The 12779-nt window shown below is 42.8% G+C and carries 14 protein-coding genes; 9 read left to right on the top strand and 5 right to left on the bottom strand.

From position 1 onward, the window contains the following. Nucleotides 1-2: 2 nt before the first annotated feature. From cyoB to alr, 9 genes are all read left to right on the top strand, one after another. Nucleotides 3-1991, top strand: a complete 1989-nt coding sequence (gene cyoB / locus FSC11_RS06280; protein ID WP_005222430.1) for a cytochrome o ubiquinol oxidase subunit I — start codon at nt 3-5, stop codon at nt 1989-1991. Nucleotides 1992-1995: 4 nt separating this feature from the next. Next, nucleotides 1996-2616, top strand: coding sequence for a cytochrome o ubiquinol oxidase subunit III (gene cyoC, locus FSC11_RS06275; RefSeq protein ID WP_004892918.1), 621 nt, complete (start codon nt 1996-1998; stop codon nt 2614-2616). Further along, nucleotides 2616-2942 (top strand): cytochrome o ubiquinol oxidase subunit IV, encoded by a 327-nt coding sequence (locus FSC11_RS06270; RefSeq protein WP_004815696.1) that lies wholly within the window; start codon nt 2616-2618, stop codon nt 2940-2942. Before cyoC ends, FSC11_RS06270 begins: the two co-directional genes overlap by 1 nt. Before the next feature lie 10 nt (nt 2943-2952). Beyond that, nucleotides 2953-3831, top strand: a complete 879-nt coding sequence (gene cyoE, locus FSC11_RS06265; protein ID WP_005222432.1) for a heme o synthase — start codon at nt 2953-2955, stop codon at nt 3829-3831. Between the two features lie 474 nt (nt 3832-4305). Continuing rightward, nucleotides 4306-4692, top strand: coding sequence for a 30S ribosomal protein S6 (rpsF, locus tag FSC11_RS06260; protein WP_004278789.1), 387 nt, complete (start codon nt 4306-4308; stop codon nt 4690-4692). Between the two features lie 12 nt (nt 4693-4704). Continuing rightward, nucleotides 4705-4932 (top strand): 30S ribosomal protein S18, encoded by a 228-nt coding sequence (gene rpsR, locus FSC11_RS06255; protein ID WP_004278792.1) that lies wholly within the window; start codon nt 4705-4707, stop codon nt 4930-4932. Between the two features lie 9 nt (nt 4933-4941). Next, a complete protein-coding gene (rplI, locus tag FSC11_RS06250) occupies nt 4942-5388 on the top strand; it encodes a 50S ribosomal protein L9 (RefSeq protein ID WP_004815692.1) in 447 nt (148 codons plus the stop codon). A gap of 217 nt (nt 5389-5605) precedes the next feature. After that, on the top strand, nt 5606-7045 hold the full coding sequence (gene dnaB, locus FSC11_RS06245) for a replicative DNA helicase (RefSeq protein WP_005222435.1): 1440 nt from the start codon (nt 5606-5608) through the stop codon (nt 7043-7045). Nucleotides 7046-7276: 231 nt separating this feature from the next. Then, the gene (gene alr / locus FSC11_RS06240) at nt 7277-8347 is read left to right on the top strand and encodes an alanine racemase (protein WP_163165783.1); all 1071 of its coding nucleotides are present in this window, start codon (nt 7277-7279) and stop codon (nt 8345-8347) included. A 44-nt stretch (nt 8348-8391) separates the two neighbouring features. Here alr and FSC11_RS06235 read toward each other — a convergent pair whose 3' ends face one another. From FSC11_RS06235 to FSC11_RS06215, 5 genes are all read right to left on the bottom strand, one after another. Continuing rightward, nucleotides 8392-8820, bottom strand: coding sequence for a BLUF domain-containing protein (locus FSC11_RS06235; protein WP_163165782.1), 429 nt, complete (start codon nt 8818-8820; stop codon nt 8392-8394). A gap of 73 nt (nt 8821-8893) precedes the next feature. Then, a complete protein-coding gene (locus tag FSC11_RS06230; RefSeq protein ID WP_005222442.1) occupies nt 8894-9628 on the bottom strand; it encodes a proteasome-type protease in 735 nt (244 codons plus the stop codon). Between the two features lie 12 nt (nt 9629-9640). Continuing rightward, complete coding sequence (locus tag FSC11_RS06225) at nt 9641-10423, bottom strand: transglutaminase family protein (protein ID WP_004892899.1); 783 nt, start codon at nt 10421-10423, stop codon at nt 9641-9643. Then, nucleotides 10420-11022 (bottom strand): alpha-E domain-containing protein, encoded by a 603-nt coding sequence (locus FSC11_RS06220; protein WP_004892897.1) that lies wholly within the window; start codon nt 11020-11022, stop codon nt 10420-10422. The genes FSC11_RS06225 and FSC11_RS06220 overlap by 4 nt, the downstream gene beginning before the upstream one ends. A gap of 23 nt (nt 11023-11045) precedes the next feature. Then, nucleotides 11046-12605, bottom strand: a complete 1560-nt coding sequence (locus FSC11_RS06215) for a circularly permuted type 2 ATP-grasp protein (protein ID WP_163165781.1) — start codon at nt 12603-12605, stop codon at nt 11046-11048. Between the last annotated feature and the right edge of the window lie 174 nt (nt 12606-12779).

The following is a 12779-nucleotide window of genomic DNA, read 5'->3' as shown; positions in this document are numbered from 1 at the left end:
ACATGAACTTATTAGGTAAGTTAGGTCCAGATGCAATTCCTTACGATCCAATCGTATTGGTTACTGTTGCAATGATGATCTTAGGCGGTATCGCAGTTGTTGCTGGTATCACCTACTTCAAAAAATGGGGCTACCTGTGGAACGAATGGTTCACATCTGTAGACCATAAAAAAATCGGTATCATGTATATCTTCGTGTCGATTATCATGCTTGTGCGTGGTTTCGCCGATGCGATCATGATGCGTCTTCAGCAGTTCCTTGCAAAAGGTGGTGGTGAAGGTTACTTGCACCCAGAGCACTATGACCAGATCTTTACCGCGCACGGCGTGATCATGATCTTCTTCGTAGCAATGGGTCTTGTAGTTGGCTTAATGAACGTAGCTGTACCGCTTCAAATCGGTGCACGTGACGTTGCCTTCCCATTATTGAACTCTCTAAGCTTCTGGCTATTTGCTGGTGCTGCGGGTCTGATGATGGTGTCTCTGGCTCTTGGTGAGTTCGCTGCAACTGGTTGGATGGCATACCCTCCACTATCAGGCATTGAATATTCTCCAGGTGTTGGTGTTGACTACTATATCTGGGCACTTCAGGTTTCAGGTCTAGGTACGCTTCTTACTGGTGTTAACTTCTTTGTTACCATCATCAAAATGCGTGCGCCTGGCATGAAGATGATGGATATGCCGATTTTCACTTGGACTTCGCTTGTAACAGTTGTATTAATCGTTGCAACCTTCCCAGTGTTAACTGCAACACTTGCAATGCTGTCTCTTGACCGTTACTTCGGTTTCCACTTCTTCACAAATGACATGGGTGGTAGCCCAATGTTGTACGTGAACTTGATTTGGACTTGGGGTCACCCAGAAGTTTATATCTTGGTATTACCAGCTTTTGGTATTTACTCAGAAGTAACTTCAGTGTTCTCACGCAAAGCATTGTTCGGCTACAAATCTATGGTGTACGCAACTGTAGCAATTGGTGTTCTTTCACTGGTTGTTTGGGTTCACCACTTCTTTACCATGGGTGCTGGTGCCAACGTTAACGCGTTCTTCGGTATCATGACCATGATTATTGCGATCCCGACTGGTGTAAAAATCTTCTCTTGGTTGTTCACCATGTACAAGGGCCGCATCACTTACACCACTCCAATGCTATGGACACTTGGCTTCCTTGTGACTTTCGGTATCGGTGGTTTAACAGGTGTATTGATGGCAGTTCCACCAGCGGACTTCCTGGTACATAACTCTTTATTCCTGATCGCTCACTTCCATAACGTAATTATTGGTGGTGTAGTATTCGCAATGTTCGCAGGTATCATTTACTACTGGCCAAAAATGTTTGGTTGGAAGCTAAATGAAACTTGGGGTAAAGCAGCGTTCTGGTTCTGGTTCTTCGGTTTCTACTTTGCATTCATGCCACTTTATATCCTTGGTTTCATGGGTATGACTCGTCGTCTGAATACATTTGACAACCCAGAATGGGACCCATATGTAAATATCGCGATGTTCGGTGCGATTCTTATTGCACTAGGTATTGCCTGCTTCGTTATGCAGATCGTTGTTGGTTTCTTGCAACGCGAACAAAATATGGACTATACAGGCGATATCTGGGATGGTCGTACACTTGAGTGGGCTACTTCGTCTCCATCTCCATTTTATAACTTTGCTTATCTTCCAAAGATCAATGGTATTGATACTTTCTGGACTGACAAAGAGAATGGCGTTGCATACGCAAAACCAACCAAGTACGAAGACATCCATATGCCGACTAACCGTGCTGCTGGTTTCGTTATCGCCATGTTCATCACTGTTATGGGCTTCGCGTTAATCTGGCACATCTGGTGGTTAGTAGTTGTTACTTTCGTTGCATCTATCATCAGCTTCATCGTTTCTTCTTTCACCAAGAAAGTGGATTACTATGTCCCAGCTGCTGAAGTTGAGCGTATCGAAAGTGAACGCTATGCGATCCTTGAAAAACACTTGAAGAAGGACTAAGACCATGGCTGAAGTACTTCATCACGACAACCACGGACACGATGAGCATCATCATCACGATGATACTGACATCACTGTCTTTGGTTTCTGGACTTACTTGATGAGTGACCTTGTCCTTTTCGGTACACTCTTCATTGCATTCGCTGTTTTGAGTAGCCACATTCCTGTGGGCACTCCAAGTGCGAAAGATCTGTTTGGCGATTCTTTAGGTTTCGTTCTTACTGAAACCTTCGCCCTTCTGATCTCTTCTGTAACTTTTGGTTTTGCCGTTCTAGCTGCCTACAAGAAAAACGTTGGTCAGGTTCTTACCTGGTTAGCGATCACTTGGTTATTTGGTGCTGCCTTCATCGGCATGGAACTTTATGAGTTCAATCACTTAGTTCATGCGGGTCATGGCCCTAGCACTTCTGCGTTCCTGTCTTCGTTCTTTACGCTGGTAGGTACGCACGGTATCCACGTGACTTCAGGTTTGGTATGGATGATTGTGTTAATGATTCAAATCAAGAAATATGGTTTGACTTTACCTAACACTCGTCGTCTTGCGTGCCTAAGCTTATTCTGGCACTTCCTTGACATCGTATGGATCTGTGTATTCAGCGTAGTTTACTTGATGGGAGTTCTGTAATGAGTCATGATCATAACGCTGCTGGCGAATCACACGGTAACGTGAAGCAATACACTATCGGCTTCATCCTGTCTGTTATCCTTACTGTAATTCCATTCGGTATGGTTATGGCGGGCGGTTTTGGCCGTGGTATCTTGATTACTGTCATCGCGATCACTGCGGTTGCTCAGATTCTTGTACAGCTGATTTACTTCCTGCACATGAACTCTTCTTCAGAGCAACGCTGGAACGTAATTGCATTTGTGTATACCATCTTAACCATTGCTATTCTTTTAGTAGGTTCTGTATGGATCATGAACTACCTTCACTACAACATGATGATCTAAACTGGTTGTCATGCTGAAAAAGTATTTATTCCTGACTAAGCCAGGAATTCTCTTTGGTAACTTTGTTACCACTTTGGGCGGCTACTTTGTAGCCGCTCAAGGTTCTGTAGATTTCCTTCTCCTGCTCCTTACCCTTTTTGGTACTACATTCGTTGTAGCATCAGGATGTGTGGTCAATAATGTAATTGACCAGGACATCGACCAGAAAATGCAGCGCACACAAAATCGTGCTCTTGTTAAAAAAACCATTTCTGAACCTGTCGCACTTGCCTTTGCTTTTGTATTAGGCCTGGTCGGTTTTAGTGTTCTCTGGTTTTGGGTAAATGCATACGCTTTCCTATTCGCAGTTATTGGTTTTGTCGTATACGTTGGTTTTTACAGCTTATGGACAAAACGAACAACTATTCACCAGACTCTGGTAGGCAGTATTTCCGGCGCAGCTCCGCCTGTGATTGGTTATACCGCAGTTGCAAATCAGTTTGACTTAGGTGCCCTGCTGATCTTCGTTGGGTATGCCTTCTGGCAAATGCCTCACTCGTGGGGAATTGCAGTTTACCGTTTTCAAGATTACAAAAATGCAGGTATTCCTATTCTACCTGTAGCACGTTCAATTCACCGCACCAAGGTCGAATCGCTGATTTATGTGATTCTGTTTGGGGTTGTCATGAATGGCCTATTTTTCTTTGGCTATGCCAACTGGCTCTATATGGCGGTGTTGAACATCTTAACCTTGTACTGGATTTATTTAAGTATTCAGGGCTTTAAGGCTAAAGATGATGAGGCGTGGGCCAAGCAGTATTTTATGTATTCTGTGAAGCTGATTACTGTGATCAGTATTCTGTTCTGCTTTACATCGACTGCTCCCCAAATGCCATACATCATTTTTTAAAAGATAGAGTTTTACTCTATCTTTTTTTATTTAAGCCTGTTATTTCCCTCGACTCTCTTTTAAATACTTCTACTCTTGCCTTTTAAAATCCTGTCTTTCTGAAACCAACTGCAAAAATACACTTCAATCTTTCTAAAGTGCATTTAACGCATAAAATAAGAATTCTACTTGAGTAAAAAGATACTCATTATGGCGAGATGACGAGATGGCGAGATTAGAATTCTCTCATTACCAACCATCATTAAATCACCAATTAATTAATCTCAGTCAACTTTTCCTTCTCTTTTCTACACTACTCATTCCAGCCCGTACAAAACTGCTGTTTAATTATGCAATTCTTGCCAATCTGGTTGTATTTCTCCCCAAAACCCACTAAACTTCACGCTTCGCAAATATTGCGACACAACCTTGGTTGTGACTCCTTGCTTCAATTGACTTAAAAATTGGGGCTGTTTAAACCGTAAGGAGCTGACAATGCGTCACTACGAAATCGTACTATTGGTACATCCAGACCAAAGCGATCAAGTTGTGGGTATGGTAGAACGTTACCTAACTCACATCAAAGAAGCTGAAGGTCAAATCCACCGTCTTGAAGACTGGGGCCGTCGTCAATTGGCTTACCCAATCAACAAGATCCACAAAGCTCACTACATTCTTATGAATGTTGAGTGTGGTCAAACTACTCTTGATGAGCTTGAAGAATTATTCCGTTATAACGACGCAATCATTCGTAGCCTTATCATCCGTCGTGAAAACGCTATCACTGAAGAGTCACTATTGGCTAAGAGTGCTGAAGAAAAACGTGCGCGTAAAGCTCAACGTGAAGAAGCACAACACGCTCAAGACTCTGCTGAAGCATAAGGAGAACCTAACATGGCACGTTTTTACCGTCGTCGCAAGTTCTGCCGCTTTACAGCTGAGAACGTTACGTACATCGACTACAAAGATATCGACACTTTAAAACAGTACATCACTGAAAACGGCAAGATTGTTCCTAGCCGTATTACAGGTACTAAAGCTCGTTACCAACGTCAATTAGCGCTTGCTATTAAACAAGCTCGCTACTTGTCTTTGATCCCTTACACTGACAATCATAAGTGAGGTTGAGCTGTGGATATTATCTTATTACAACGCATTAAAAACCTTGGTAAACTTGGTGATAAAGTTTCAGTTAAAGCTGGTTACGGCCGTAACTTCTTGATCCCACAAGGTATGGCAGTTGCTGCTACTGAGTCAAACACTGCGGCTTTTGAAGCTCGTCGTGCTGAACTTGAGAAAGCTGAAGCTGATATTTTAGCTGCTGCTCAAGCACGTGCTGACCAATTGAACGAAGTAAATATCGTAATCACTGCGAAAGCTGGTGATGAAGGTAAACTGTTCGGTTCTATCGGTACTCGTGATATCGCTGACGCGTTGACAAATGCTGGTCTTACAGTTGACCGTGCAGAAGTACGTCTTCCAAATGGCGCGCTTCGCAACACTGGTGAATTCAACATCGCAATCCAATTGCACCATGATGTTGTTGCAGAAGTTCTGGTTACTATCGTAGCTGAGTAATTTCTCACCAAGAAAAAGAGCATGCTTTGGCATGCTCTTTTTTTATCTAAAATAATTCGAAGATATGGCATATCTCACTTTCATTTTATTATTCGCGTAATTTTAAAAATACACTTCGCATTTTTTAACGGAACGCGTATTATTTCACTTCGTAGTTGATAGTTGCTATCCATCTCCGAGAATATTTAAACCATTGTATTAAAATTCAGGGCTTTATATGTCACAGGCGAATGCCAGCACTAAGCAGAACAGCGCTAAACCAGAAATTGTTGCTGATACTCAGCTCAAGGAGTTTCGCACACCTCCGCACAATTTAGCGATTGAACAAGCTGTACTTGCTGCCTTAATGACGGTTGCCGAATCTTTTGAACAAGTCGGTGATGTGCTTACTGAGAACGATTTTTATGCAACCCGCCATAAATACATCTTCCGTGCGATTGATCAGCTGTCCAAGGACAACTCTCCTTACGATGCCGTACTGGTGCATGACTGGCTGATTAAACAGAATCTGCTGGATGCCATCGGTGGTGAAGAATACCTGATGCAGCTCATGGCTGACTCGCCATCAAGTTTCTACAACCTGGAAACCTACGCCAACAAGATCAAGGAATTCTCGACTCTACGTAGCATGATTAAAGTCAGTTCTGAAATCCTGCAAAATGCCTATGATACCAAAGGTCGTAGCGTCAGTGAAATTCTGGATCTGGCAGAAACCAATATTTTTTCGATTGCCGAGCAACATAATAATAATGCCAAGGCACAAGGGCCGAAGGCAATCAATACCGTTGTTGCAGATGTCTTTGATAAATTGAATGAACTTTCACAAATGGAAGGTTCGATTACCGGTCTCACCACCGGCTTCGTCGAACTCGACAACAAAACTTCCGGCATGCAATCTGGTGACCTGATTATTGTCGCAGCCCGTCCATCGATGGGTAAAACCACCTTTGCCATGAATCTGGTCGAAAGTGTACTGTTTAACAATAACCTGCCTGCTCTGGTTTACTCGATGGAGATGCCAGCCGACTCGATTGCCATGCGTTTGATTTCATCCTTTGGTCGTGTGCATCAGGGTCATTTACGTGCCGGTAAAATGGACAGTGATGAATGGTCTAAAGTCACCAGCACCATTGTGCATTTGCAAGAAAAGAACCTGTATATCGATGACTCCTCTGCTCTGCCACCAACGGAAGTTCGTGCGCGTGCGCGTCGCATTGCCAAAATGCATGGCGGTAAGCTCGGCTGTATCATGGTCGATTACTTGCAGCTCATGAAAGTGCCTGGCATGGGTGATAACCGTGTCGGCGAGATTTCGGAAATTTCCCGTAGCTTAAAAGCGCTCGCTAAAGAAATGCAGTGCCCTGTCATTGCCTTATCGCAGTTGAACCGTTCTCTGGAAAACCGTCCAAATAAACGTCCAGTCATGTCTGACTTGCGTGAATCTGGTGCAATTGAACAGGATGCCGATTTGATCATGTTTATTTACCGTGATGAAGTCTATAACAAGGAATCTAAAGAAGCAGGGACTGCTGAAATTATTATCGGTAAACAGCGTAACGGTCCAATTGGTACTGTGCGTCTAGCCTTCGAAGGCCAGTACACGCGCTTTAGTAACCTCTCTCCTGAGTTCTATGCGCAGTATGATGATGAAGAATAAATATTCTGCTTAAACCTGATTAAAAAAAAGAGACTCAAATGGTCTCTTTTTTTATTGCTTAAGCATACCTTGGAGGAAATTATATAAATGAGCATGTCCATTTGTGGCGGATAGGACTACAATATTTACAATTTTGAAATGACTGATTTTGTTTTATCAATACAGTTATTTCTCTCCCTCTTTTGTGTATTTCACACAACATCATTTTGTCATCCCGAAGGAGTATCTAGGGTGCGCCAAGCAACAGTTTATATTGACAGTACAGCACTGCAATATAATTTAAACCGTGTCAAACAACTTGCCCCAACCGCTAAAATCGTCAGCATGGTTAAAGCCAATGCTTACGGACATGGAGTTAAAGACTGCTTAGCAGCCTTAAAAGATAGCGATGCCTTCGGTGTCGCCTGCCTTCAGGAAGCACTGGAAATTCGTGCACTCGGCTATCAGCAACCGATTACGCTGATTGAAGGTATTTTCTCTGCTGATGAAATGCAGATCGTGATCAATCAGAATATTGAAGTTGTGGTGCATCATCAGGCGCAGCTTGACTGGCTACTGGCCCATAAAAATGCTTATATCACTAAAAGCCTTAAAGTCTGGGTGAAACTGAACAGCGGTATGAACCGTCTGGGCTTTAAAATTGATGTGATTAAACAGGTGATCAATCAACTCAAAGCCGAAGGTTTTACTTGTGTACTTGCGATGCATTTTGCCAATGCAGACGCTGATCACCCATTGAATGAAGAGCAAATCCAGCAGTTCCTTGAAGTGAAAAATGACTGTGCCCCACTCATGGGTTCATGCTGCAACTCGGCTGCGATTTATAAATATCCTGAACTGCATTTTGACTTTGTCCGTCCAGGTATCATGCTCTACGGCGCGACCCCATTTGCAGATAAAACGATTCATGATCTGGATTTAAAACCAGTGATGACTTTCACAGCTGAAGTCATTGCGCTGAATCATATTAAAGCGGGTGAACACGTCGGCTATGGTTCAACTTTCACCGCAGATCAGGACATGACATTGGCCATTGTTTCAATTGGCTATGGTGATGGTTATCCACGCGCCTTCCCGAAACAGAATTATGTTGCAATTAATGGACAACAGACTCGCGTGATTGGTCGTGTCGCAATGGATATGATCGCAATAGATGCAACTGATCTTAATCTGCAGCTTGGCACTGAAGTAGAACTGTGGGGTAAAACCCGCCTGGTCGATGATGTCGCTGAAGCAAATGGCACTATCGGCTATGAATTGCTGTGTCGTATGTCTGCACGTCCAGTCCGAAAACTAGTTTAAAATACCGTGCATTAAAAAGCCCAATATTAATTGGGCTTTTTAATTTAATTTTCTGTAGTTTCTTCTTGGTCTTGAGTTTGTAGCTGAGTTAATAGCGCGTCTACATGCACTTGTTCAAAACTATGTGGTGTAAAGTCATTAAAACCCATATTTGTACAAAAGTCCCGGATTTCATCGCGTCGTGAAATATACTTCATCGACCAGCCGGCAAAATTAATCTGCTCAAGCGGACGCATTTCAAAACGTTTGATATTCTCATGCCGTGGATCTTTACTTAGCTTTTCAAATAATACATTCAGATGTTCCAATTTACCTTCAAGACATTGAAAAAAATAGCCATCTGCAAAATATAACGCCCCAGTAATATCGTGACGATAATTAAAATCTCGTGCCTCGGCCAGAATATCCGCTAAGTCATCGAGCAAATTCGACTTATCAGAGGTACTCTGACTGGCATAACAAAAATGATGCATGCTAACCTCTGTAATTTAAATTTTCTTAAATTTAGCATGCCACTGTAACGTGATATCAAACAGATAGATAGTTTTATTGAAAATAATCTAAAGTTGGCTTAGGTAATTCCTGCAAACCTTTCTTCAAAGTATCCGACCACTGCTTACTGATTTTGGTGAAATATTCATCATCTTCCTGAATGCGTTTACCTGCCGGAATTTCAAATGTGTCCTTATGATAAACCAGCACATCCAACGGCATACCTACGGAAACATTGGAACGTAAAGTCGAAGCGAAGGAAATCAGTGAACATCGCAGTGCTTCATCTAGCGGCATATCATAGCTGAGTGCCCGATCCAGAATTGGCTTGCCATATTTACTTTCCCCGATCTGGAAATACGGCGTATCACTGGTTGCACAGATAAAGTTGCCTTGCGGATAAATATGATAGAGCTGCATATCTTGTCCAGCAATCTGACCACCCACCAATAAGCTGCAATAATAGTTGCTTTGCTCCATGGTATCTGTAGTTACACTTTCAATCACATGCTTCAAGGTACGGCCGACCAGTTCCGCGACTTCAAACATGGTATGCAAACTGAGAATATTAGGTTCCTGATTTAGTTCCAGCTGATTTTTAATATGTCCGATCACCGCTTGTGTCGTAGCCAGATTTCCTGATGCCTGAATAACAATGACGCGTTCACCCGGAATACCAAAGGTATATAATTTGCGGAATACCGAGATGTGATCCACACCTGCATTTGTCCGAGTGTCACTAATGAACACCATCCCCTGCTCCAAACGAAGCGCACAACAATAAGTCATTTTTTGTCCTTACTAACAACTTAGAACCTGGACGATAGAATGCATGGATTCTACTCCGCCCTTTTCTCTTACCCCACGTACCGGCGCGACGTCCCAATAGTCACGCCCAATGGCAACATAAATATGTGCACTAGGTACAAATAACTGATTACTTACATCAAAGCAATACCAAGCCTGGTCAATAAATACTTCTGCCCAGGCATGACTGGCCAAGTGAGAAGTATTTTGAGCATACAGATAACCCGAAACATAACGTGCCGGTAAGCCCAGATATTTGCACATGGCAATGAAAATATGAGCATGATCTTGGCAGACACCCTGTTTCGCCTCAAAAGCATCAATGGCGGATCCATGTACCGAGCTACTATTTGTTATATACGGTACATGCTCCAATACCGCCTGAGCCAATGCGATCAGATTTAGACGCGTTGGAACTGGCACATACTGTTTTACAAAGTCCTTCATCTCCTCATTACACTGAGTAGTTGAAGTTGGCTGCAAGAACAGGTTTGGATTGATCTGGTCATTCATTCCCTGATCATTATTCAAGGGATTTAAATCGACTATACCTTGCGCCATAATGGTTAAGTACTGATAAGGTGTGCGCTGAGTACTGGTAATCCACAAATTATGAAAGGCATCCCGGCTCAGCTCCCGACTGCCCGGCACGCTGACATCCCAGGAATGCACCTGCTGATGTACATTACTGGAAGGCATCATCTTAATGTACTGAATACTACTGGTGACAGTCTCGGTATAGCTATAATGTGTTTGGTGATTCACCATCAACTTCATACATTAATCTCAAACATATGATGAATATAATCACTGAATTGGTAAAAATTGATCAGGTCAGTATGGTCACGTAGCTGGTTCCAGTATTCATTCAGATCTGACCAGCCCATCTCAACCAAGGATTCAATTACATAATCAATTTTTGCAATTGTAGTGGTGGTGTCTTCACCTAGACGTAGCTCCTGATCAAGCTTTTCCAGACATTGGCCCAGACTAAAAAACAGAAACACATCCGGAGCTTCACCTTCCAGAATATCCTGACAATCTGTAACGACATCACAGATATAACCGGCATTCTGATCAGCAGTACGAATCAGGCGGTTCAGTTCTGCATAAGCTTTGGCAGACAGTACACCACGTAGTTCCTGAATATTGTCACGCGCCACTTTAAACTGTTGATGGAATGAATAAGGTTGAGCCGGATCCAGCACCAGTTCATTTAGCGAACTGGCATCAAAGGCTGGGAGGCAGAATGCATGCGCATACGCAACTGCCGCATCATCTTCTAAAAATGGAAAATGGGCACATAAAAACTGTGTTCTTGATAAGTAGCGACCCAACCAAAAAATATGTTGCGCATTGGAATTAAGTAAAAGCATGACAAATTCCTTCTTTGCTATTTTTATGAATGGAGATTATCGACAATCCAAGTGTCCTTAATGCCACCGCCTTGGGAGGAATTCACGACCAGCGAACCTGCTTGCATTGCTACACGTGTCAGTCCACCCGGTACGATTTCAGTACGATAGGGTGAGCTAAGTACAAATGGACGCAAATCAATATGACGTTCTGCAATGCCATAATTGGTTAAAGTTGGGCTGACAGACAGATCCAGCGTTGGTTGGGCAATATATAAATGTGGCGCAGCCATGATTTTCTCTCTAAAGGTTTCAATCTGCTGTCTAGACGCCTGTGGACCGATCAGCATGCCATAGCCACCTGAACCTTGGGCTTCTTTCACAACCAGTTCATCAAGATGCGCCAATACATAACCAAGATCTTCAGCTTCACGGCATTGGTAAGTGGGAACATTCTTCAGAATGGGTTGTTCGCCAAGGTAGAAATTGATCATCTTATCCACATAAGGATAGATCGACTTGTCATCTGCTACGCCGGTTCCCGGTGCATTCGCAATAACAACGTTGTGCTGCAAATAGGCAGACATCAGGCCTGGTACGCCAAGGGTACTATCAGGTTTAAAACAAAGCGGATCGATATAGGCATCATCGACACGTCTATAAATAACATCTACCTGCTGACGACCACGTATAGTTTTTACATAAACTTTCGCGTTCTCTACATAAAGGTCACGTGATGTCACTAATGGCACATCCATTTCCCTTGCCAGGAAAGCATGTTCATAGTAAGCACTATTGAAACGGCCCGGAGTCAGAACCACGATAAACGGATTATCGACAGCTGAGTTTTCTGCCAGAATTTCTTTGAGTAAATGTGGGTATTGCTCTACACCAGCAATAGGTGTCTGTTCAAACAGGCCTGGCATCAACTTTTCACTGATCTTACGGCTTTCCAGCATATAAGACACACCTGAAGGGGTCCTGAGGTTATCTTCAAGTACATAGAACTCACCCTTTGAGTCACGGATAATATCAATACCACTGATCTGACTATAAATGCTGCCTTTCAGACTATGCTGATACATGTGTGGCTGATAAGCCTCATGGGTCAGCACTTGCAGCTCAGGCACAATCCCAGCTTTGAGGATGTCCTGCTGATGATAGATGTCATGCAAAAACAGGTTCAGGGCTTTAACACGCTGTTCACAACCGAGTGCCACCATATTCCATTGCTTGCGTGCAATCACGCGTGGAATAATGTCAAAAGGGATGGTACGTTCGGTGCCTTCTTCATCTCCATAAACCGTGAAGGTAATTCCTTCATAAAGAAAATGTTCTTTTGCCAATTTATTCAGGGTGTTAAGCTCATCTAAAGTATGCTTTGACAGCCACTCTTCGATTTTTTGCCCAGCCAGACCATTCATATTCTGGTCATCACGCATTTCATTAAAGAATTTAGATGCCATCTGCTGCAGCACTTGTAGAGGTTTGCCTGTGTGAGTTGCTACCGTGTCCTTCGATTCTGTAAAATTAGTGTTAATCGCCGTTGTTGTAAAATTTTCTATAGTCGTTGTGATATTTGTATCCTGGGTTTCTTTTAGCATACAAACCTCGTCGTATTGTAATCAAATTGTATATTTAACAAAGCAATATCCATGCCATGCGGTATTTTTGTACTTACCATTAATCCCTTTAATTCCAAGTGACTCAATGGCATTTTTGCACCAATGTGTATCTATTCTGCTATTCTCGATTGCTTAAAATACTTGCGAAAAAAA

This window comes from Acinetobacter schindleri (assembly GCF_010918895.1).
Taxonomy (GTDB): Bacteria; Pseudomonadota; Gammaproteobacteria; order Pseudomonadales; family Moraxellaceae; genus Acinetobacter; species Acinetobacter schindleri.
This window is presented reverse-complemented; position numbering and strand designations above follow the sequence as displayed.

What these genes read in the sequence shown, in the direction of transcription:
- rpsF (WP_004278789.1), top strand. Translation starts at nt 4,306, where the DNA reads ATGCGTCACTACGAAATCGTACTATTGGTACATCCAGACCAAAGCGAT.
- FSC11_RS06215 (WP_163165781.1), bottom strand. Translation starts at nt 12,605, where the DNA reads ATGCTAAAAGAAACCCAGGATACAAATATCACAACGACTATAGAAAAT.
- cyoC (WP_004892918.1), top strand. Translation starts at nt 1,996, where the DNA reads ATGGCTGAAGTACTTCATCACGACAACCACGGACACGATGAGCATCAT.
- FSC11_RS06225 (WP_004892899.1), bottom strand. Translation starts at nt 10,423, where the DNA reads ATGAAGTTGATGGTGAATCACCAAACACATTATAGCTATACCGAGACT.
- cyoE (WP_005222432.1), top strand. Translation starts at nt 2,953, where the DNA reads ATGCTGAAAAAGTATTTATTCCTGACTAAGCCAGGAATTCTCTTTGGT.
- FSC11_RS06270 (WP_004815696.1), top strand. Translation starts at nt 2,616, where the DNA reads ATGAGTCATGATCATAACGCTGCTGGCGAATCACACGGTAACGTGAAG.
- cyoB (WP_005222430.1), top strand. Translation starts at nt 3, where the DNA reads ATGAACTTATTAGGTAAGTTAGGTCCAGATGCAATTCCTTACGATCCA.
- FSC11_RS06220 (WP_004892897.1), bottom strand. Translation starts at nt 11,022, where the DNA reads ATGCTTTTACTTAATTCCAATGCGCAACATATTTTTTGGTTGGGTCGC.
- rpsR (WP_004278792.1), top strand. Translation starts at nt 4,705, where the DNA reads ATGGCACGTTTTTACCGTCGTCGCAAGTTCTGCCGCTTTACAGCTGAG.
- FSC11_RS06230 (WP_005222442.1), bottom strand. Translation starts at nt 9,628, where the DNA reads ATGACTTATTGTTGTGCGCTTCGTTTGGAGCAGGGGATGGTGTTCATT.
- FSC11_RS06235 (WP_163165782.1), bottom strand. Translation starts at nt 8,820, where the DNA reads ATGCATCATTTTTGTTATGCCAGTCAGAGTACCTCTGATAAGTCGAAT.
- dnaB (WP_005222435.1), top strand. Translation starts at nt 5,606, where the DNA reads ATGTCACAGGCGAATGCCAGCACTAAGCAGAACAGCGCTAAACCAGAA.